The sequence below is a fragment of the Burkholderia sp. CpTa8-5 genome (genome assembly GCF_017815045.1).
Taxonomy (GTDB): domain Bacteria; phylum Pseudomonadota; class Gammaproteobacteria; order Burkholderiales; family Burkholderiaceae; genus Burkholderia; species Burkholderia sola.
This window is the reverse complement of sequence record NZ_JAGIQD010000024.1, coordinates 51,921-71,980: the sequence shown is the minus strand read 5'-3', so window position 1 is coordinate 71,980 and position 20,060 is coordinate 51,921. Positions and strand designations below refer to the sequence as shown.

Sequence of the window (20,060 nt, the reverse complement as noted above, 5' to 3'; positions counted from 1 at the left end):
GTTAGCATTCGATGACGTTCACGGCGAGGCCGCCGCGCGACGTTTCCTTGTATTTCGTCTTCATGTCGGCGCCGGTTTCGCGCATCGTCTTGATCACGGAATCGAGCGACACGTAGTGCTGGCCGTTGCCCTTGAGCGCCATGCGCGACGCGTTCAGCGCCTTGATCGCGCCCATCGCGTTGCGCTCGATGCACGGGATCTGCACGAGCCCGCCGACGGGGTCACAGGTCATCCCGAGGTTGTGCTCCATGCCGATCTCGGCCGCGTTCTCGACCTGGTCGGGCGTGCCGCCCATCACCGCGGCGAGCGCGGCGGCGGCCATCGAGCACGCGACGCCCACTTCGCCCTGGCAGCCGACTTCCGCGCCGGAGATCGACGCGGTTTCCTTGTAGATGATCCCGATCGCCGCGGCCGTCAGCAGGAATTCGACGATGCCGGCTTCGTTCGAGCCCGGCACGAACTTCACGTAGTAGTGCAGCACCGCGGGAATCACGCCAGCCGCGCCGTTGGTCGGCGCGGTGACGACGCGGCCGCCGGCCGCGTTTTCCTCGTTCACGGCCATCGCGTACAGGTTGACCCAGTCGAGCATCGACAGCGGGTCGCGCAGCGACTCTTCGGAACGCGAACGCAGGCGGCCGTTCAATTCGGCCGCGCGGCGCTTCACGCGCATCGGTCCCGGCAGGTCGCCCTCGACCTTGCAGCCGCGCTCGACGCAGGCGGCCATCGTGCGCCAGATCGCGAGCAGCCCGGCGCGCACTTCGTCGGCGGGGCGCAGCGCGCTTTCGTTGCGCAGCATCAGTTCGGCGATCGACAGCCCGTGTTCGCGGCACTGGCGCATCAGGTCGTCGCCGGTGCGGAACGGATACGGCACCTCGACCGCCGCGCGCACGCCGTTCACGCGATCGCCGTCGCGGTTCACGACGAAGCCGCCGCCGACCGAGTAATACTCTTTCTCGACCAGCAGCTGGCCGTGCTCGTCGAATGCCTGGAAGCGCATCCCGTTCGGGTGCACGATGCTCGTGCCGCTCATCAGCTTGCGATAGAAGCCGATGTGTTCCTTCTCGTCGAAGCGCACCGTCTGCCTGCCGAGCAGCGACAGCGACTTCTCCGCGCGGATCGCGGCCAGCCGCGGCTCGATCAGGTCCGGATCGATCGTGTCGGGCAGGTGGCCCTCGAGGCCGAGCAGCACGGCCTTGTCGGTGCCGTGGCCCTTGCCGGTCGCGCCGAGCGAGCCGTACAGCTCGACCCGCACGCGGCGCACGAAGCCGAGCAGGTTCGCGTCCTCGACGTGCGACGCGAAGCGGCACGCGGCGATCATCGGGCCGACCGTATGCGAACTGGACGGGCCGATGCCGATCTTGAACAGGTCGAACGCGCTGACGTTCATCTGGCTTCCTTTGGGTTGCATGCGTGAAATGTCGTTGGGCACCAGTACATCAAAGCGTAAAATCGGCCGATAGAACAAAAACGGCATCGGCGTGGGATACCGCCGCCAAGCGCCGTGCCGGCCGGCCCGAAAGTGCGTTTTGGCGATGGTTCGCGACGAAAAACCACAAGTCCGGCCGCGGCCGATCGGCGACGCTGGCTGCATCCGCGCCGCCTCCGGCAGCCGCAACCCGCAAACAGTGTGAAACGAGTGAGACCGCCTGCCCGGCGTGACGAGATTGGCCGCGATGACCCCCGACGTACCCGCTTCCCCCCTCGCAGAACCCGCGCCGCGGCGCATCCGCTTCGGCATCGTGCTGCTGCCGAACTTCACGCTGACGGCCTTCTCCGGCTTCGTCGACATGCTGCGGCTGTCGGCCGACGACGGCGACTACAGCAAGCCCGTGCGCTGCGCGTGGAGCGTCATCGGCGAGACGCTCGCGCCGGTGCGCGCGAGCTGCGGGATCCAGATCACGCCGTGGGAGACGTTCGATGCGGCCGAGCCGTTCGACTATGTGGTGGTGGTCGGCGGGCTGCTGCATTCGGGGCCGCAGGCCGGCCCTGAAACGCTCGAGTTCATCCGCCGCGCGGCGGCGGGCGGCGCGACGGTCGTCGGCATCTGCACCGGCGTGTTCACGCTGATGCGCGCCGGCGTGCTCGACGGCTACCGCACCTGCGTGAGCTGGTTCCATTACTGGGATTTCATCGAGCGCTTTCCGTCCGCCGATCCCGACCTGCTGATCGCAGACCGGCTGTTCGTGATCGACCGGCGCCGGATCACGTGCTCGGGCGGCCGCGCGTCGATCGACGTCGCCGCCGCGATCCTGCTGCGCCATTTCGATCACGCGACCGTGCAGAAGGCGCTGCGCATCCTGCTCGTCGGCGAGATGCAGAAAGGCAATGCGCCGCAGCCGCATCCGCCGGGGCTCGAGCCGGCGACGCACCCGAAGGTCAAGCGCGCGATTCTTCTGATGGAACAGCACGTCGGGCGTGCGCTGCCGCTCGAGGAACTCGCGTGCAAGCTCGACCTGTCGACGCGGCAGCTCGAACGGCTGTTCAAGGCCGAGACCGGCAGGAGCCCGCAGGCCTTCGCGAAGCAGGTGCGGCTGCGCACGGCCGCGTGGCTGCTGACGAGTTCGGACCGCACGGTCGCCGATATCGCGTCGAGCTGCGGATTCGCCGATGCGTCGCACCTGGGGCGCGAATTCCGCAAGCAGTTCGGCGTGCCGCCGGCGACCTATCGCGAGCGCGGCGGCGACGTGGCCGAAGTGGCCGCGATGCCCGACGCGTCGGCCGACCCCGTCGAGGACATCGCCGAGTGACGGGGCCGGGCAGCCAGCCCCTTCCCTGATCGATTGCAGAACGACGCATGTTCGCGTCGGTTTCCGTTTTTTGGAACCGGTTCCAATCAATTTAGCCGACGTTACCTCTCTTGAACGAGGGTTATCCCGGATGCTGATGCTCGCTCAAATTTGTATGATGACCACATCACCTTACAAACCTGAGCATCATGTTCGAGAAAATTCCCGCCCGTGCGATGAGCGACCACGTCGCGCAGCAACTGCTCAAGCAGATCGAAGTGGGCAGCTTCTCGGCCACCGGCAAGCTGCCGACTGAAGCCGTGCTCGCGCAGGAATTCGGCGTGAGCCGCACCGTGATCCGCGAGGCGATCTCGCGGCTGAAGAACGAAGGCGTGGTCGAGCCGCGCCAGGGCAGCGGCGTATTCGTGAACCAGCACGGCGCGATCCGGCCGTTGCGGATCGACTACGCGGAAGCCGTCGAGGCGAGCTCGCTGCCGCATCTGCTCGCGGTGCGCCGCGCGATCGAGGCGGAAGTCGCGGCCGAGGCCGCGCTGCACCACACCGCCGACGACATGGCCGACATCGACGACGCGCTGCGCAAGATCGACGCAGCCGTTGCCGAAGGGCGCGACGGCGTCGCGGAAGACGTCGCATTCCACCGCACGATCGCGGCCGTCACCGGCAACCCGTATTTCCTGAAGACGCTGCAGTTCCTGAACCAGTACCTCGAGGCCGGCGTGAAGGTCACGCGCAGCAACGAAGCGACGCGCGAGGATTTCTCGCGTCAGGTGCGCGAAGAGCACGCGGCGATCGCCGACGCGATCCGCGCGCGCGACCCGATGGCCGCCCGCAACGCGGCGCGCACGCACATGTACAACGCCGCCCGCCGTCTCGCGGAAGCCGGCATCTGCTGAAGCCGGCGGCGCCCGCCGCCGTTGTCCAGAACCTCTTTCGAATCGATCAAGGTTGACCATGTCACGAAATGTTGGAGTCATCGGCCTCGGCGCGATGGGCCTCGGCGTCGCACGCTCGCTGCTGCGCGCCGGCCTGCGCGTCCACGCATGCGACGTGCGCGACATCGTGCTGCAGGCGTTCGCCGCCGAAGGCGGCATCGCGTGCGCGACGCCGGCCGAACTCGGCGCGCAGTGCGACGTCGTCGTCACGCTCGTCGTCAATGCCGCGCAAACGGAAACGGTGCTGTTCGGCGAACACGGTGCGGTCGCCGCGATGAAGCCGGGCGGCGTCGTGATCGCGAGCGCGACCGTCGCGCCCGAATTCGCGGTCGCGCTCGGCGCGCGCATCGAAACGGCCGGCCTGCAGATGCTCGACGCGCCGGTATCCGGCGGCGCCGCGCGCGCGGCCTCCGGCGAGATGACGATGATGACGTCGGGCCCGGCCGCCGCCTATGCGGGCTGCGAGGACGTGCTCGCCGCGATCGCCGGCAAGGTGTACCGTCTCGGCGACGCGCACGGCATCGGCTCGAAAGTGAAGATCATCAACCAGTTGCTGGCCGGCGTGCATATCGCGGCCGCCGCCGAGGCGATGGCGCTCGGCCTGCGCGAAGGCGTCGACGCCGACGCGCTGTACGACGTGATCACGCACAGCGCGGGCAATTCGTGGATGTTCGAGAACCGCGTGCCGCACATCCTGAACGGCGACTACACGCCGCTGTCGGCCGTCGACATCTTCGTGAAGGATCTCGGCCTCGTGCTCGATACCGCGCGCCGCAGCAAATTCCCGCTGCCGCTCTCCGCCACCGCGCACCAGATGTTCATGAGCGCGTCGAGCGCCGGCCACGGCGGCGAGGACGATTCCGCCGTGATCAAGACTTTCCCCGGCATCACGCTGCCGCCCGCCCGCTGATTCGAACGACGTGCCTGCCATGACCGCTTCCGCTTCCCGTCCCCTGCTCGGCTGCATCGCCGACGATTTCACCGGCGCGACCGATCTCGCGAACATGCTCGTCAAGAGCGGCATGCGCACCGTGCAGACGATCGGCGTGCCCGCCGACGGCGCGACCGACACGATCGCCGACGCCGACGCGATCGTCGTCGCGCTGAAGTCGCGCACGATCCCCGCCGCCGACGCCGTCGCGCAATCGCTCGCCGCGTACGCATGGTTGCGCACGCAAGGATGCCGCCAGTTCTTCTTCAAGTACTGCTCGACGTTCGACTCGACCGACGCGGGCAACATCGGGCCGGTGGCCGACGCGCTGCTCGATGCGGCCGGCGGCGACTTCACGATCGCGTGCCCGGCGTTCCCCGAGAACGGCCGCACGATCTATCGCGGCCACCTGTTCGTCGGCGACGTGCTGCTGAACGAATCGGGGATGGAGCATCATCCGCTCACGCCGATGCAGGACGCGAACCTCGTACGCGTGCTGCAACGGCAGACGAAGTCGCCGGTCGGCCTGATCCGCTACGACACGATCGCGCTCGGCGCGGCCGCCGTGCGTGCGCGGATCGACCAGTTGCGCGCGGAAGGCGTGCGCTTCGCGATTGCCGACGCGCTGTCGGACCGCGACCTCTACGTCCTCGGCGAAGCATGCGCGGGCCTGCCGCTCGTCACCGGCGGCTCCGGCATCGCGCTCGGCCTGCCCGCGAATTTCCGCCGCGCGGAGCAATTGCCCGAGCGCGACAACGCGGCATCGCTGCCGCGCATCGACGGCCCGTCGGCCGTGCTCGCCGGCAGTGCATCGAAGGCCACCAACGCGCAGGTCGCCGCGTGGCGCGCGACGCGGCCGAGCTTCCGCATCGATCCGCTCGCGGCGTCGCGCGGCGAGTCCGTCGTCGAGCAGGCGCTCGCCTTTGCGCGCTCGCACCTGCCGCAGCCCGTGCTGATCTACGCAACGGCCACGCCCGACGAAGTGAAGGCCGTGCAGCAGGCGCTCGGCGTCGACGCGGCCGGCCGTCTCGTCGAAAGCACGCTCGCGGCGATCGCCCGCGGGCTGCGCGAGCTCGGCGTGCGCAAGTTCGTCGTCGCGGGCGGCGAGACGTCCGGCGCCGTCGTGCAGGCGCTCGACGTGAAGTCGCTGCAGATCGGCGCGCAGATCGATCCGGGCGTGCCGGCCACGGCCACCATCGACACGCAGCCGCTCGGCCTCGCGCTGAAATCCGGCAACTTCGGCACCACGGACTTTTTCGACAAGGCGCTGCGCGCGCTGGATGGAGCCGCACGATGAGCGACGAAGCAAAACTGCGCGAAGAGATCTGCGTGGTCGGCGCGAGCCTGTATGCGCGCGGCCATGCGGTCGGCAGCGCCGGCAACATCAGCGCGCGTCTGAACGACGGCTGGCTGATCACGCCGACCGACGCGTGCCTCGGCCGGCTCGACCCGAACGACATCGCGAAGGTCGGCGCCGACGGCCAGCCCGTATCGGGCGGCAAGCCGTCGAAGACGCTCGCGCTGCATCGCGGCATCTACGCACGCAACGCGGAGGCGCACGGCGTCGTCCACACGCATTCGACGCATCTCGTCGCGTTGACGCTCGCGGGCGTGTGGCGCGATACCGACGTGCTGCCGCCGATCACGCCGTACTACGTGATGAAGGTCGGCCACATTCCGCTGATCCGTTACCGCCGCCCCGGCGACCCGGCCGTCGCGGCCGAAGTCGCGGCGCTGGCCGACCGGGTGCGCGGCGTGCTGCTCGATCGCCTCGGCCCGGTGATGTGGGGGCCTTCGGTATCGCACGCGTCGTATGCACTCGAGGAACTCGAGGAAACCGCGCGGCTGTGGCTGATGACGAACCCGAAGCCCGAACCGCTGTCCGACGCCGCGCTCGACGAACTGCGCCAGAGCTTCGGCGCGCGCTGGTAACGCACCGCGACCCGATCATGCAGTAGTCCGTATCGATTTATCTACCCGCCGTGTGCGCGGGCCTTTCCGTCAGCACACACGACTGGCGGCGTACGCGCCGCCGGCACATAACATCATTGGAGACGACGATGACTGCTCTCGACGCGGCCGCAAGCCGCTCGCCCGCCGCGGCCGCCCAATCGGGCGAACTCGACCGCACCTACAAGAAAGTGTTCTGGCGCATCGTGCCGTTCCTGATGCTCTGCTACGTGGTCGCGTATCTCGACCGCGTGAACGTCGGCTTTGCCAAGCTGCAGATGTCGCAGGATCTCGCGTTCAGCGAAACCGTATTCGGCCTCGGCGCGGGGATTTTCTTTCTTGGCTACTTTCTGTTCGAACTGCCGAGCAACCTGCTGATGCACCGCCTCGGCGCGCGCATCTGGATCGCGCGGATCATGATCACGTGGGGGCTGCTGTCCGCGCTGTTCGCGTTCGTGCAGACGCCGACGCAGTTCTACGTGCTGCGGTTCCTGCTCGGGCTCGCGGAAGCCGGTTTCTATCCGGGCGTGATTCTGTACCTCACGTACTGGTTCCCGTCGCATCGCCGCGCGAAGATCATCGCGGTGTTCATGTCCGCGATTCCGGTGTCGGGCATCTTCGGCAACCCGCTGTCGGGCTGGATCATGGAGCGCTTCCACGGCGGCTCGGGCTTCCACGGCTGGCAATGGATGTTCATGATCGAGGCCGTGCCGGCCGTGCTCATCGGCATCGCGACGATCCTGTATCTCGACAACAGCATCCGCGGCGCGAAGTGGCTCGACGAGCGCGAGAAGCAGTTGCTCGAGGACGAAATCGCCGCGCAGCCGCAGGAACAGCAGCAGCACGGCCATTCGCTGAAGGCCGTGTTCTCGGACCCGCGCATGTGGTGGATGTCGCTGATCTACTTCGCATTCGTCACCGGCCAGTACGGGCTCACGTTCTGGATGCCGACGCTCGTCAAATCGACCGGCATCACCGATACGCTGCAGATCGGCCTGCTGTCGGCGATTCCGTTCGTCGTCGCGATCGTCGTGATGAACCTGTTCGGCCACAGTGCGGACAAGCGCCGCGAACGCCGCTGGCACCTGATCGTGCCGGCGCTGATGGGCGCGGTCGGGTTTGCGGTCGCCGCGTCGTACTCGCACAATACGGCAGTGTCGATCGTGTTCCTGTCGCTCGCGGCAGGCGGCGTGCTGACCTGCGCGCCGCTGTTCTGGTCGCTGCCGACCGCGTTCCTCGCGGGCTCCGCGGCTGCCGCCGGGATCGCGATCATCAACTCGGTCGGCAATCTCGCCGGTTTCGCGAGCCCGTACGTGATCGGCTACCTGAAGGACGCCACGCACAGCACTGCGTCCGGCATGTACGTGCTCGCGGCGATGCTCGTGATCGGCGCGATCGCCGTGTGGCTCACGCCGCCCAAGCTCGTGAACCGCTGATCCGCCGCCGGCCGATTCATCATTCGACGCGGGGCGCGCGGCGCCCCGCCCCATTCATTCACAGGACCCGCTGCCATGCCACGCTTCGCCGCCAACCTCTCGATGATGTACACCGAGCATGCGTTTCTCGACCGCTTCGGCGCTGCCGCCCGCGACGGCTTCAAGGCCGTCGAGTACCTGTTCCCGTACGACTTCGCCGCCGAGGACATCCGCGCGCGCCTCGACGCGCACGGCCTCGAACAGGCGCTGTTCAACGCGCCGCCGGGCGACTGGGCCGCGGGCGAACGCGGCATTGCATCGCTGCCGGGCCGCGAGGACGAATTTCGCCGCGGCATCGACCAGGCGCTCGACTATGCGCGCGTGATCGGCAACAAGAAGCTGCACGTAATGGCCGGCATGGTGCCGCCGGGCGCCGACCGCGCACGCCATCGCGATACGTATCTGACGAACCTGCGTCATGCGGCGCAGGCCGCCGCCGCGCACGGCGTCACGATCCTGATCGAGCCGATCAACCCGCGCGACATGCCCGGCTATTTCCTGAGCCGCCAGGACGACGCGCAGGCGATCCGCGCGGAAGTCGGTGCGCCGAACCTGAAGGTGCAGTTCGACTGCTACCACTGCCAGATCGTCGAAGGCGATCTCGCGATGAAGCTCAAGCGCGATTTCGCGGGCATCGGCCATATCCAGATCGCGGGCGTGCCCGAACGCCACGAGCCGGACGTCGGCGAACTCAACTACCCGTATCTGTTCGCGCTGATCGACGCGCTCGGCTACGACGGCTGGATCGGTTGCGAGTATCGGCCGAAGGCCGGCACGTCGGAAGGCCTCGGTTGGCTCGAGACATACCTGTAATTCCCGTATTTCCCAGAGGGTCAAGAACATGAAAGTACTGATCACCGGCGGCGCCGGCTTTCTCGGCCAGCGTCTCGCACGCAAGCTGCTCGAGCGCGGCGACCTCACCGGCCCCGACGGTCGCATCGAGAAGATCGACGAACTGGTGCTGCTCGACGTCGTCCAGGGCAGCGATTTCGGCGATGCGCGCGTGACGTCGATCGTCGGCGACATCGCCGATCGCGCGGTGCTCGAAAGCGCGATCGACACGCGGACGGGCGCAATCTTCCACCTCGCGGCGATCGTCAGCGGGCAGGCCGAAGCCGATTTCGATCTCGGCATGCGGATCAATCTCGATGCATCGCGCACGCTGCTCGAAGTGTGCCGCGCGCGCGGCCACCAGCCGCGCGTCGTGTTCACGAGCTCCGTCGCGGTGTACGGCGGCGCGCTGCCCGACGTCGTGCAGGACGACACCGCGCTGAATCCGCAATCGTCGTACGGCGCCGAGAAGGCGATCGCAGAACTGCTGCTGTGCGACTACGCGCGACGCGGCTTCGTCGACGGCCGCGTGCTGCGGCTGCCGACCATCAGCGTGCGGCCCGGCCGCCCGAACGCGGCCGCGTCGTCGTTCGCGAGCGGCATCATCCGCGAGCCGCTGAATGGCGAGGAAAGCGTGTGCCCGGTGCCCGGCTCGACGCGGCTGTGGCTGCTGTCGCCGCGCGGCGCGATCGAAGCGCTGGTCGCCGGGTGCGAGATCGACGGCGCGACGCTCGGCACCAAGCGCGTGATCAACCTGCCGGGGCTGTCGGTGTCGGTCGACGAGATGATCGCGGCGCTACGCGACGTCGCGGGCGACGAGGTCGTGAAGCTGATCCGCCATGTGCCCGACGAACGCGTCGAGAAGATCGTCGGGAGCTGGCCGGGCCGTTGGGATACGTCGCGCGCGGAAGCGCTCGGGCTGAAGGGCGACACGTCGTTCGCGGACGTGATCCGCAGTCATATCGCGGACGAACGGCACTGATTGACGCCGGGTCGGGCCGCATCGACGCGGCCTGACCGATTCCCCGACGCGCAACGACGCGCGTTGCATCCCCGCCCGCCTGCATGAAGGGCGCATCGGCGCCGCGTCGACACCGCACGCCCCTCTCCACGATTCGTCTCCGCACGACACGCTGCGCACGTGCCGCGTTCCGCCGCGACGCCGACGGTCTCGCGCAACACGGGTACATGCCGGCACCTAGTTGGCGACCTGCGCCGGCATGCCGGGTCCGGCCTCCCGCGTGGCCGACACCGCCAGCCGCGCGCGGTCCTGGTCCGCGAGCTTCGCTTCCGCGGCCTGGATATCGGCCGGATACGCGCCGTCCTCGCCCTTCGCCGGGTCGTACCCGGCCGCTTCGACGCGGATCAGTTCGTCGCGAACCTGCGCACGCGTCAGCGGCGCGGCCGATTGCGCGAATGCCGACTGACCGACGATCGCCCCGATCCTCATCAGTAGTGCGATATATGTTTTCATCATGGACTCCTTCAATGTGACGTATCGATCAACCACGGGACAGGCGTGACCTGCGGATGCAGGCGGGTGGATCAGCTTCCGAAATAGATCGTGCAGAAACTCGCGGGGCCGACGCATGCGGCGGCGCTTCGACGCGGCGACATCGTCGCCGGCTTGCCCGCTTCGGACGACATGGCCGGATCGCCGCCGACCGCCGTGCTCGCCTGCCGCTGCGGCATCCGATCGGCCTGGTGCTGGAACAGCGGGCTCACGTCCGGATACGACGTATCGGTCACGAAGCGCAGCCCGTTGTTTTCCGCGTCGACGAGTTCCTGCCGGACCTGTTCGCGCGTGAGCGCCTGTGCCGACGCTTGCGTCGCGACACCTGCGAGAGAAATCGCCGCTACCGTGGCGGCCACCAGCCAGTGCGTGTTCATGCTCCACTCCTTCATCAGTCAACGAAACGATGTGCTACACCCGTATGACGACGGAGAGGCGCGGTTTATTCCCGGCTTTCCATTCGCGCCGACCCAACATTCATGAAACTGTCATTCATTCGTCAGCCGGCGTAACCTGACGTAACGCAGTGCCCGTCGTGCTTCGGGCAGACTGACCACCACTTCATCCGGACCGCCCCTCGATCGACCATGTCCGCCGCTTACGACCATGCAGCCGCCCTGCTGCGCAGGCTGTACGACCGCCATATCGACAGCGGCGCGGTGCTCGACGCGGCCGCGTTCCCGGATGCCGAGCGCTTCGTGCGCGCGTGGCCCGCGATCCGTGCGGAGGCGCTCGACGTCGCACGCGACATGCCGCGCATCCCGCGCTTTCACGAAATCATGCGCGAGCAGTACGACATCTCGGCCAACGACGCGCGCGACTGGCGCATGTTCATCATGCAGGCGTACGGTCAACCGTTTGCACGCAACCTGTCGCGCTGCCCGACCGTCGCGTCGCTCGTCGCGGCGTCGCCGGACGTACTGTCCGCGTCGCTGTCGTTCCTCGCGCCCGGCAAGCACATCCCGCCGCATCGCGGGCCGTTTCGCGGCATCTTGCGCGGGTATCTCGTGCTGTCGATGCCGACCCGCGCGGACGGCACGCCGGCCGCCGTGCTGAAGGTCGACGGCCGCGAATACCGGCTCGACGAAGGGCGCTTCCTGCTGTGGGACGACACGTTCACGCATGAGGTGTGGAACGACAGCGACGCGGTGCGGATAGTGCTGCTGCTCGATATCCGCCGGCGCGGGATGCCGCGCTGGCTCATGTGGCTATCGAATGCGGTGATCGGCGTCGTGCGGCTCGGGATCCGGATCAGGGGACGGTCGATTCCGGTCTAGCGAGGACGCCACCCACGCCGCGCACGGCGGCTGCGTTCCGCCTTTCGGCGTCCGCCGGATCGCCTAAACTACAAGCCGTCCCTTCGTGCGGCTCCTGCCACCTACCGCCATGGCGCACCTCTTCTTCGCCGCGTCGATCCAGCGGCACGTCGACACGCCCGAGCGCGACATCGACGCGCATACGGTCGGCGAAGCATTCGACACCATTTTCAGCGAACAGCCGCGGCTGCGCGGCTACATCGTCGACGACCAGGGCGCGCTGCGAAAGCACCTGTCGGTATTCATCGACGGCCAGCCGATCCGCGACCGCCAACATCTGTCCGATGCGCTCGAGGCCGCCAGCCGCGTGTATGTCGTGCAGGCGCTGACCGGCGGATAAAGGGACCGATGCACGGGCGCATTCCCCGATACCAAGCACCGTCGCGCCAAGGCCGACCATCCGGAGACATCCCACATGAACGATCGACTGCTCGTCGCCACCCGCAAGGGCCTCTTCGTCCTGCAACCCGACGGTCATGGCGGCTGGACGCCCGGCGAACCGCATTTCATCGGCGAACCCGTCAGCATGGCGCTTGCCGACCCGCGCGACGGCACGCTGTATGCGGCGCTCAATCTCGGCCATTTCGGCGTGAAACTGCATCGGCTGCGTGCAGGCGCCCGCGATTGGGAGGAATGTGCAGCCCCGGTTTATCCGCCGCAGCCCGCCGACGCGTCGCCTCCCCGTGCCGAACCGCACGCAGGCAGCGGCGATACTGATGATGAAGCTGCCGCTGCCGGGACGTCGCAGCCAACGTGGACGCTTCAGCAAATCTGGTCGCTCGAAACCGGTGGCACGGACGAACCCGGCGTGCTGTGGGCCGGCACGATTCCCGGCGGCCTGTTCCGCTCCGACGACCACGGCGATTCGTGGGTACTGAACCGCGCGCTGTGGGATCGCCCCGAACGCCTCGAATGGGGCGGCGGCGGGTACGACGCGCCGGGCATTCACTCGGTGATGGTCGATCCACGTGACAGTCGGCACGTCACCGTCGGCATCTCGTGCGGCGGCGTGTGGCAGACCGCGGACGGCGGCTCGACATGGCGCGTCACGGCGGAAGGCATGGAAGCCGACTACATGCCGCCCGAGCGACGCGGCGAGGCGAACATGCAGGACCCGCACCGCGTCGTGCAGTGCGCGGCCAATCCGGACGTGCTGTGGACGCAGCATCACTGCGCGATCTTCCGCTCGACCGACGGCGGCGAACAGTGGCAACGGATCGAAGCAGAGCCGTCGAGCTTCGGTTTCGCGGTGGCCGTGCATCCGCACGAACCGGATACCGCGTGGTTCGTGCCGGCCGTGAAGGACGCGTGCCGGATTCCGGTGAACGGCCGGCTCGTCGTCACGCGCACGCGCGACGGCGGCCGCAGTTTCGAGAGCCTGTCGAACGGGTTGCCGGCCGCGCCCGCGTACGACCTCGTGTATCGGCACGGGCTCGCGGTGGACGATTCCGGCACGCGCCTCGCGATGGCGTCGACGACCGGCGGGCTATGGACGTCCGATGATGGCGGCGAGCACTGGCAGCAGGTATCGGCGCATTTGCCGCCGGTGTATTGCGTCAGCTTCGGGTAGCGGCGCGAGCATCGTCCGGCGCCATCCGCGCCACCGCCTCGCGCGTCGTTGCGATTTCCGCTTCGAGCCAGTCGAGAAACCGCCTGACCTGCGGCTCGCGCTCGCGCCCCGGCCGGCACAGTGCGACGAAGCGCGCACCGTCGAGCCGCACCGTGGGCTCGATCGGCATCAACGCGCCGCGCTCGACATGCTCGGCGGCCAGCACCGAGCTGAGCAGCGCGATACCCTGCCCGTGCAGCACGGCCTGCAGTGCATAATGCTCGTCGTCGTAATGGCGAAACACCGCACGTTCGAGCCATGCTTCTCGCCCCGCCGCACGACACCACGACGCCCAGTCGATTGACACGGGCAGCGGCGTATCCCACACGGTTTCGATCAGGTCGAGCGGCGCGTCCGCACGATGCATATCGAACCCGGCGGCCGCATACGCGCCGAAATACTCGTCGATCAACGCAATCTCGTGCAGCGCGGGAAACGTGCGCGACGTCGCGCGAATCGCGAGATCGACGCGTGCATCGCGTTCGAGATCGACGAGCGTGTTCCCCGTTTCGACCTTGATGTGCAGGTGCGGATCGACGCGGCGAAACGCACCGAGCCGCGGAATCAGCCACATCGCCGCAAACGCGGGCGTGGTGGTCAGCACGAGCGGGCGCGCATCGGCCGCGTCCGGACGCAGCGCATCGAGCCCGCGGCTCAGTGCCAGCAACGCATCGTGACTCGCACGAAACAGTTGCTCGCCTTCCTCCGTCAGCCGCACGCCGCCCGCGCCGCGCTCGAACAGCAGCACGCCGACGCGGCTTTCGAGCGACTTGATCTGGTGCGACACGGCGGCCGGCGTCACGGACAGTTCTTCCGCGGCGGCCTTGAACGTGCCGAGCCGCGCCGACGATTCGAAGACACGCAATGCGGTCAAGGGAATTTTCGAGAACACGGGGCCTCGCGGGCCGGATGCGGCCGGGTTGAATTCGATTCAATCCGGGTGAGATTAGGTGAATTGAAGCGGCTGCGCAACGCGGCTAGCCTTCCGGAACGTCGCGGCACGTCGCCGCGGCGGTTGCCGTCGAACCGGAGGAACCCCGTGCAAGGCCTATCGCGCAGGATCACGCAGGCGGTGCTCTACGAAGCGATCGCCATTTCCTGCATCTCGCCCGCGATCGCGGCGATCTTCAAGCAGGACCTCGTCTACTCGGGCGCGCTGTCGGCGACGATGTCGGCGATCGCGATGCTGTGGAACATGCTCTTCAATGCGCTGTTCGAGCGCTGGGAAGCATCGCGCCGGCAGCCGGCGCGTACGCTCGGGCGGCGGATCCTCCACGCGACCGGATTCGAGGGCGGGCTGATCTTCATCCTCGTGCCGGTCGTGTCGTGGTGGCTCGACATCTCGTGGTTCGATGCGTTCGTCGTCGATATCGCGCTGTTCGCGTTCTTCTTCTGCTACGCGTTCGTGTTCCAGTGGGCGTTCGATCGCGTGTTCGACGTGCCGGCGGCGACGAAGGGGTCGTGAGTCGGGCGCCTATGCGCCCGCGGCAATTTTCGGCAGTTGCCAGCCGAACCGCACCGCCGCCATCCGCAACGCAAAGCATGCGACGCCGCCGAGCACGGCCGCGACGACCGGCGGGCAACCGAGTCGCCGGCACAACACAACGACGACCGCGCCGAGCAACGCCGCGCTCGCATAGATGTCGGTGACCAGCACGACCGGTATCCGCGCGAGCAGCAGATCGCGCACGACGCCGCCGCCGCAGCCGGTCACGGCGCCCATCAGCGTTGCAATGAACGGGTGGACACGGAATTCGAGCGCCTTCACCGCGCCGGCGACCGCGAACAATGCGAGGCCGGCCGCATCGAGCGTCGTCAGCAGCGACGGTGAGAACGCGGCGACCCGCGCATGAAACACGAAGGCGAACAGCCCGGCGGCGAACGCGAGCGCCGGATAACGCCAGTCGCTCACGGCGCTCGGCGGCCGCGCGCCGATCAGCAGGTCGCGAATCACGCCGCCACCGAGCGCGACGACGAGCGACAGCACCATCACCCCGAACAGGTCGAGGCCGGCGCCGATCGCCGCATTGGCGCCCTCGATCGCGAACACCCCCGTGCCCGCGAGATCGGCGGCGAGCACGACTTGCTCGATGCGCTTCATGCGAATGAATGGTCGAAGCACCGGACGGTCCGGTTGCAGCCTGCGTCGACCGAAGCGGTCGCGTGATTCGGCCACGTGCCGGCTGCATGTTGCCGTCCGGATGCATCCAGCGGGTTGCGGGCCATGGCCGTCTCCTCGATCGTGGATCGAGCAGTCTAGCGCATCGCCCGCCCGCCGTCGGCGCGAGCACGAAGCACGTAGCAAAAAACCGGCGCAAGCAGGTCACCCCGCTTACGCCGGCTCAACATTCACGTCAGGCTTCGGGCCGCAGCCGCAAAGCCCGACGCGTCATGCTCAATGCGCGCCGAGATACGCCTTCACCGCCGGCAGGCCCGGCTTGCCGTCGATCGTCGTCACGCCGGCCAGCCACTTGTCGAGTGCGTCCGGGTTCGCCTTCAGCCACGCGGCGGCAGCCTTGTTCGGGTCCTGCTTGTTCATGATCGGCACCATCACGTGGTTCTCGATCGCCGTCGTGAACTGCAGGTTCGACACGAACTTCGCGACGTTCGGGCAGCGCTGCGCGTAGTCGGGCGGCGTCGCCGTCAGCACCTTCGCTTCGCCGTAGTTCGGGCCGAACACGTCGTCGCCGCCGGTCAGGTAGTCGATCTTCATCTGCACGTTCATCGGATGCGGCTCCCAGCCGAGGAACACGATCCACTGCTTGTCGCGGATCGCGCGATTCACCTCGACCAGCATCCCGGCCTCGCTCGACTCGACCAGCTTGAACTTGCCGAGGCCGAACTGGTTGCCGTCGATCATCTTCTTGATCAGCGCGTTGCCATCGTTGCCGGGCTCGATCCCGTAGATCTTGCCGTTGAGCTTGTCCGCGTATTTCTGGATGTCCGCGAACGACTTCAGGCCGCCCTGGTACACGTAGTCGGGCACCGCGAGCGTGTATTTCGCGCCGGTCAGGTTCGGCGTCGCGAGCACCTTGATCGTGCCGGCCTTCGTGAACGGCTGGATGATCGGGTCCATCGTCGGCGACCAGTAGCCGAGGAACACGTCGATCTGCTTGCTCTTGATCCCCGCGAACGTGATCGGCACCGACGCGATCGTCTTCGTCGGGTTGTAGCCGAGCCCCTGCAGCATCGTCGATGCGAGGCCCGTGGTCGCCGCGATGTCGGACCAGCCGACATCGGCGAAGCGCACGTTCTTGCACACGGGCGGATCGGCCGCATAGACGGCCGACATCGGTGCGGTCATCCCGATCCCGCACACCGCTGCGATCAATAGGCGCTTCATCTTGCTTCTCCTCAAAGTGATGTCGTTTGCTTGAATCCGGGATCGTTTATTGAAGCCGCGCGCCGCGATCCCGGCGACGTCGCGGACCGAATGATTGCCCCGTTCAGCGCCCCGGCAGCCGGCGCTCGTAGCTCGGCGCATGGCCGAACTGCGCGCGGTATGCCTTGCTGAAATGACACGGCGAATGAAAGCCGCAGACCGTCGTCACGCGCGCGATCGATGCGTCGGTCGTGCGCAGCAGGTCGCGTGCGCGTTTCAGGCGCAGCGTCAGGTAATAGTGGGTCGGCGATACGTTCAGGTACACCTTGAACATGCGCTGCAGATGCCGCTGCGACAGCCGCACGAGCCGCGCGAGTTCCTCGAGCGACAGCGGCTCCTCGATGTTCGCCTCCATCAGCCGCACGACCTCGATCAGCTCCGCGCGCGAGAAGCCGACGCGCGCGTCGACCGGAATCGGCTGCGTATCGGTCGAACTGCGGATGCGCTCCAGGATGAACTGCTCGGAGACCTGCGCGGCGAGCTGCTGGCCGAACCGCATGCCGACGAGGTTCAGCATCAGGTCGAGCGGCGCGGTGCCGCCCGTGCAGGTCAGCCGGTCGCGATCGACGACGAACAGCTCGTCGGCGAAGCCCACCTGCGGAAATTCGGAATGCAGCGCGGACAGGTTCTCCCAGTGCACGGTGCAGCGATAGCCGTCGAGCAGGCCGCTCGACATCAGCGCGTACGCGCCCGTGCAGATGCCGCCGAGCGGCAGCCCGCGTTCGGCGAGCGCCGCGAGCGTATCGCGCGCGCCCGCGTCGACCACGTCGCGGATGCGGATGCCGCCGCACACGATCATCACGTCGGGCAGGTTGTCGTAGTCGAGCGCCTGCGTGGGCCGCACCGCGATGCCGTTGCTGGCATGCGCGGGCGCGCCGTCGAGCGAGTAGATCGACCACTTGTAGTGATCCGCCCGCCCGACGTAGTTCGCCATCCGAAGCACTTCGACCGCGCTCGAGAACGCGATCATCGAGAAATTCGGCAGCGTGAGGAAGCCGAAATGGGCGAGGGACGAAACCGGTGAAACGCAGGCGGCGGGCGCGACAGCGACGGCGGACGTCACATCGGTCTCCTGGCGAGGAGGTTGTAGAGGGCCAGCCCCGCGGCCGAAGCCGCGGGAGCCGTTATCCATTCAGGGTGAGCGGCAGGAGCGTGGTCCGGCCGCCGGAGATCAGGCCTGCGCGGGCGAAGCCTTCACGCGAAAGAGCTGCTTGAGGCCCGAGAACAGCGGCGCCTTCACGGTGCCCGGCGCGCGGCCGAAGCTCTCGGTGATGCGGTCGAGAATGATCGCGAGCAGCACGACCGACAGGCCGCTTTCGAAGCCGAGGCCGATGTCGAGACGCTGGATACTCGCGAGCACGTCGTTGCCGAGGCCGCCGGCGCCGACCATCGACGCGATGATCACCATCGACAGCGCCATCATGATCGTCTGGTTCACGCCCTGCATGATCGACGGCAGCGCGTTCGGGAACTGCACCTTGTACAGCAGTTGCCACGGCGTGCAGCCGAACGCCTGGCCGGCTTCGACGATCTCGCGGTTCACGTGGCGGATGCCGAGGCTCGTGAGACGCACCGCGGGCGGCATCGCGAAGATCACCGTCGACAGGATCCCCGGCACGCGGCCGAGACCGAACAGCATCGCGGCCGGAATCAGGTAGACGAAGGCCGGCATCGTCTGCATCAGGTCGAGGATCGGGCGAACGATCGCGGCGACCCACTTGCTCTTCGCGGCCCAGATGCCGAGCGGGATGCCGAGCACGAGGCTGATGATCGTCGACGACAGCGTGAGGCCGAGCGTGATGACCGTCTGGTCCCAGAAGCCGGTCGCGAAGATCAGCAGCAGCGATGCGGTGGTGAACAGCGCGAAGCGCCAGCCCACCCGCCACAGCCCGACGCCGATGAAGATCGCCATCATCAGCCACATCGGGATCGCCTGCAGGCCATGCTCGACGAATGCCGCGAGCCCCTCGATCGCTTGACCGATCGCGTCGAACGTCTTCGCGTCGTGGTCGAGCAGGTAGTGAACGGACTGGTCGACCCAGGTACCGAGCGGAATCATTTCAGACATGGGAACCTCGCGAACGCGTGATGGCCTTCAGGATGAGCGCGCGATCGACCGAGCCGCAGTAGCAGCCGTCGTCGTCGACGACAGGCAGTGCATTCGGGCTCGCGACCACGCGCGCGACGACATGTTCGAGCGACGCATCGCGCCGGATGCTTTCGATCGGCCGCACGGACGGCGTGTCCTGACCGAGCGCCTCGCGCGTGACGAAGCCGCGAATCTTGCGTGCGGCATCGAGTACGAACGCGTAGTCGGCGCTGCCGTTCAGCGAAGCGGCGACGTTCGCGGCATCGCACTTCGACATGGTCGGCACGGCGCCCGTCTGCATCAGGTCGCCCGCCGTCAGATAGCGGCTCGTGTCGATGCCGTCGAAGAACGCGCGCACGTAATCGTCGGCCGGGTTCGCGATGATGTCCTGCGGCGTGCCGACCTGCACGAGGCGGCCGCCTTCCATGATCGCGATGCGGTTGCCGATGCGCAGCGCTTCCTCGAGATCGTGCGACACGAACATGATCGTGCGGCGCTGCTCCTTCTGCAGTTGCAGCAGCACGTCCTGCATTTCGCGGCGCTTGAGCGGATCGAGCGCGGAGAACGCCTCGTCCATGATCATCAGCGACGGGTTCACGGCCAGCGCGCGGGCGAGGCCGACGCGCTGCTGCATGCCGCCCGACAGCTCGGACGGCAGCTTGTGCGAGAACGGCGCGAGACCCACTTGCTCGAGCACTTCCATCGCCCGGCGCTCGCGCTCCTTCTTGCCCATGCCGCCCACTTCGAGCCCGAACGCGGCATTCGACACGACGGTGCGATGCGGCATCAGCGCGAACGACTGGAACACCATGCTCATGTCCTTGCGGCGCAGCGCGGTCAGCGCCGAGCGGCGCGCCGACGCGACGTCGAGCCCGTCGATCAGCACCTTGCCGGCGCTCGGATCGACCAGCCGGTTCACGAGGCGGATCAGCGTGGACTTGCCGGAGCCGGACAGGCCCATCAGCACGAAAATTTCGCCTTCCTGCACATCGAAGGAGACGTTGTGCACGCCGACGACCTGGCCGGTGCGCTTGAGCACATCGTCCTTCGTCGCGCCGGCGGCGAGCATGTCGAGCGCCTGCTGCGGGTTACTTCCAAATACCTTGCACAGACCTTCGACCACAACCTTGGGGGCATCCATCGAAACCTTCTCCTCGTGTAGCGGGGACTCGCGCTTGTCATAGCGTGCCTACATAGTTGCCAGAAAAAACCCCGGCCTGCCGACGAATTACGACAAACGCTTGCGCAAATACGACACACCCGCCAGCCCCGCCCGGCGGGCCGC

Annotated in this window: 20 protein-coding genes and 1 pseudogene; 12 read left to right on the top strand and 9 right to left on the bottom strand. The window is 67.5% G+C overall.

Annotation, left to right across the window (positions count from 1 at the left end; all coding sequences use genetic code 11):
- Window position 1: 1 nt before the first annotated feature.
- Window positions 2-1,387 (bottom strand): L-serine ammonia-lyase, encoded by a 1,386-nt coding sequence (locus J8I35_RS27610; protein WP_175973535.1) that lies wholly within the window; start codon window positions 1,385-1,387, stop codon window positions 2-4.
- 286 nt (window positions 1,388-1,673) lie between these two features.
- On the opposite strand from J8I35_RS27610, the gene J8I35_RS27605 reads away from it, so the two are divergent.
- From J8I35_RS27605 to denD, 8 genes are all read left to right on the top strand, one after another.
- The gene (locus J8I35_RS27605) at window positions 1,674-2,747 is read left to right on the top strand and encodes a GlxA family transcriptional regulator (RefSeq protein ID WP_050012446.1); all 1,074 of its coding nucleotides are present in this window, start codon (window positions 1,674-1,676) and stop codon (window positions 2,745-2,747) included.
- A 188-nt stretch (window positions 2,748-2,935) separates the two neighbouring features.
- Window positions 2,936-3,640 (top strand): FCD domain-containing protein, encoded by a 705-nt coding sequence (locus J8I35_RS27600; RefSeq protein ID WP_006480587.1) that lies wholly within the window; start codon window positions 2,936-2,938, stop codon window positions 3,638-3,640.
- Between the two features lie 58 nt (window positions 3,641-3,698).
- The gene (gene ltnD, locus J8I35_RS27595; RefSeq protein WP_209927885.1) at window positions 3,699-4,589 is read left to right on the top strand and encodes an L-threonate dehydrogenase; all 891 of its coding nucleotides are present in this window, start codon (window positions 3,699-3,701) and stop codon (window positions 4,587-4,589) included.
- A 19-nt stretch (window positions 4,590-4,608) separates the two neighbouring features.
- Window positions 4,609-5,907 (top strand): 3-oxo-tetronate kinase, encoded by a 1,299-nt coding sequence (gene otnK, locus J8I35_RS27590; protein ID WP_050012233.1) that lies wholly within the window; start codon window positions 4,609-4,611, stop codon window positions 5,905-5,907.
- Window positions 5,904-6,542, top strand: coding sequence for an aldolase (locus J8I35_RS27585; RefSeq protein ID WP_050012232.1), 639 nt, complete (start codon window positions 5,904-5,906; stop codon window positions 6,540-6,542). Before otnK ends, J8I35_RS27585 begins: the two co-directional genes overlap by 4 nt.
- Window positions 6,543-6,670: 128 nt before the next feature.
- Window positions 6,671-7,996 carry an MFS transporter gene (locus J8I35_RS27580; RefSeq protein ID WP_050012231.1) on the top strand — a complete coding sequence of 442 codons (1,326 nt, stop codon included), beginning with the start codon at window positions 6,671-6,673 and terminating at the stop codon, window positions 7,994-7,996.
- A gap of 75 nt (window positions 7,997-8,071) precedes the next feature.
- Window positions 8,072-8,848 carry a 2-oxo-tetronate isomerase gene (gene otnI, locus J8I35_RS27575; protein WP_050012230.1) on the top strand — a complete coding sequence of 259 codons (777 nt, stop codon included), beginning with the start codon at window positions 8,072-8,074 and terminating at the stop codon, window positions 8,846-8,848.
- A gap of 28 nt (window positions 8,849-8,876) precedes the next feature.
- On the top strand, window positions 8,877-9,848 hold the full coding sequence (gene denD, locus J8I35_RS27570; RefSeq protein WP_209927879.1) for a D-erythronate dehydrogenase: 972 nt from the start codon (window positions 8,877-8,879) through the stop codon (window positions 9,846-9,848).
- A 216-nt stretch (window positions 9,849-10,064) separates the two neighbouring features.
- On the opposite strand, the gene J8I35_RS27565 is transcribed toward denD, so the two are convergent.
- Both J8I35_RS27565 and J8I35_RS27560 read right to left on the bottom strand, forming a co-directional pair.
- Window positions 10,065-10,340: a DUF4148 domain-containing protein gene (locus J8I35_RS27565; protein ID WP_209927874.1), complete on the bottom strand. Its 276-nt coding sequence runs from the start codon at window positions 10,338-10,340 to the stop codon at window positions 10,065-10,067.
- 71 nt (window positions 10,341-10,411) lie between these two features.
- A complete protein-coding gene (locus J8I35_RS27560; protein ID WP_124654749.1) occupies window positions 10,412-10,756 on the bottom strand; it encodes a DUF4148 domain-containing protein in 345 nt (114 codons plus the stop codon).
- Window positions 10,757-10,966: 210 nt separating this feature from the next.
- Here J8I35_RS27560 and J8I35_RS27555 point away from each other — a divergent pair, with 210 nt between their 5' ends.
- The 3 genes from J8I35_RS27555 (at window position 10,967) to J8I35_RS27545 (ending at window position 13,265) form a co-directional block, all read left to right on the top strand.
- Window positions 10,967-11,656: an aspartyl/asparaginyl beta-hydroxylase domain-containing protein gene (locus J8I35_RS27555; RefSeq protein WP_124595454.1), complete on the top strand. Its 690-nt coding sequence runs from the start codon at window positions 10,967-10,969 to the stop codon at window positions 11,654-11,656.
- Window positions 11,657-11,765: 109 nt separating this feature from the next.
- Window positions 11,766-12,035 carry a MoaD/ThiS family protein gene (locus J8I35_RS27550; RefSeq protein ID WP_209927872.1) on the top strand — a complete coding sequence of 90 codons (270 nt, stop codon included), beginning with the start codon at window positions 11,766-11,768 and terminating at the stop codon, window positions 12,033-12,035.
- A 75-nt stretch (window positions 12,036-12,110) separates the two neighbouring features.
- A complete protein-coding gene (locus tag J8I35_RS27545) occupies window positions 12,111-13,265 on the top strand; it encodes an exo-alpha-sialidase (RefSeq protein ID WP_209927870.1) in 1,155 nt (384 codons plus the stop codon).
- Here J8I35_RS27545 and J8I35_RS27540 read toward each other — a convergent pair.
- Window positions 13,252-14,196: a LysR substrate-binding domain-containing protein gene (locus tag J8I35_RS27540; protein ID WP_209927868.1), complete on the bottom strand. Its 945-nt coding sequence runs from the start codon at window positions 14,194-14,196 to the stop codon at window positions 13,252-13,254. The two genes, J8I35_RS27545 and J8I35_RS27540, sit on opposite strands and share 14 nt — an antisense overlap.
- Before the next feature lie 147 nt (window positions 14,197-14,343).
- Between J8I35_RS27540 and J8I35_RS27535 the strand changes: the two genes are divergently transcribed.
- Window positions 14,344-14,769: a PACE efflux transporter gene (locus J8I35_RS27535; RefSeq protein WP_209927866.1), complete on the top strand. Its 426-nt coding sequence runs from the start codon at window positions 14,344-14,346 to the stop codon at window positions 14,767-14,769.
- Window positions 14,770-14,778: 9 nt separating this feature from the next.
- On the opposite strand, the gene J8I35_RS27530 is transcribed toward J8I35_RS27535, so the two are convergent.
- From J8I35_RS27530 to J8I35_RS27510, 5 genes and pseudogenes are all read right to left on the bottom strand, one after another.
- Window positions 14,779-15,405 (bottom strand): trimeric intracellular cation channel family protein, encoded by a 627-nt coding sequence (locus J8I35_RS27530; RefSeq protein WP_209927948.1) that lies wholly within the window; start codon window positions 15,403-15,405, stop codon window positions 14,779-14,781.
- 294 nt (window positions 15,406-15,699) lie between these two features.
- Complete coding sequence (locus J8I35_RS27525; RefSeq protein ID WP_050012220.1) at window positions 15,700-16,647, bottom strand: choline ABC transporter substrate-binding protein; 948 nt, start codon at window positions 16,645-16,647, stop codon at window positions 15,700-15,702.
- Between the two features lie 103 nt (window positions 16,648-16,750).
- Window positions 16,751-17,749 (bottom strand): GlxA family transcriptional regulator, encoded by a 999-nt coding sequence (locus J8I35_RS27520; protein ID WP_050012219.1) that lies wholly within the window; start codon window positions 17,747-17,749, stop codon window positions 16,751-16,753.
- 108 nt (window positions 17,750-17,857) lie between these two features.
- Window positions 17,858-18,754, bottom strand: a complete 897-nt coding sequence (gene choW / locus J8I35_RS27515; protein WP_021163994.1) for a choline ABC transporter permease subunit — start codon at window positions 18,752-18,754, stop codon at window positions 17,858-17,860.
- Window positions 18,747-20,038, bottom strand: a pseudogene (locus tag J8I35_RS27510) (glycine betaine/L-proline ABC transporter ATP-binding protein); the annotation flags it as partial. The pseudogene J8I35_RS27510 and the gene choW, both read right to left, overlap by 8 nt.
- Window positions 20,039-20,060 lie beyond the last annotated feature (22 nt).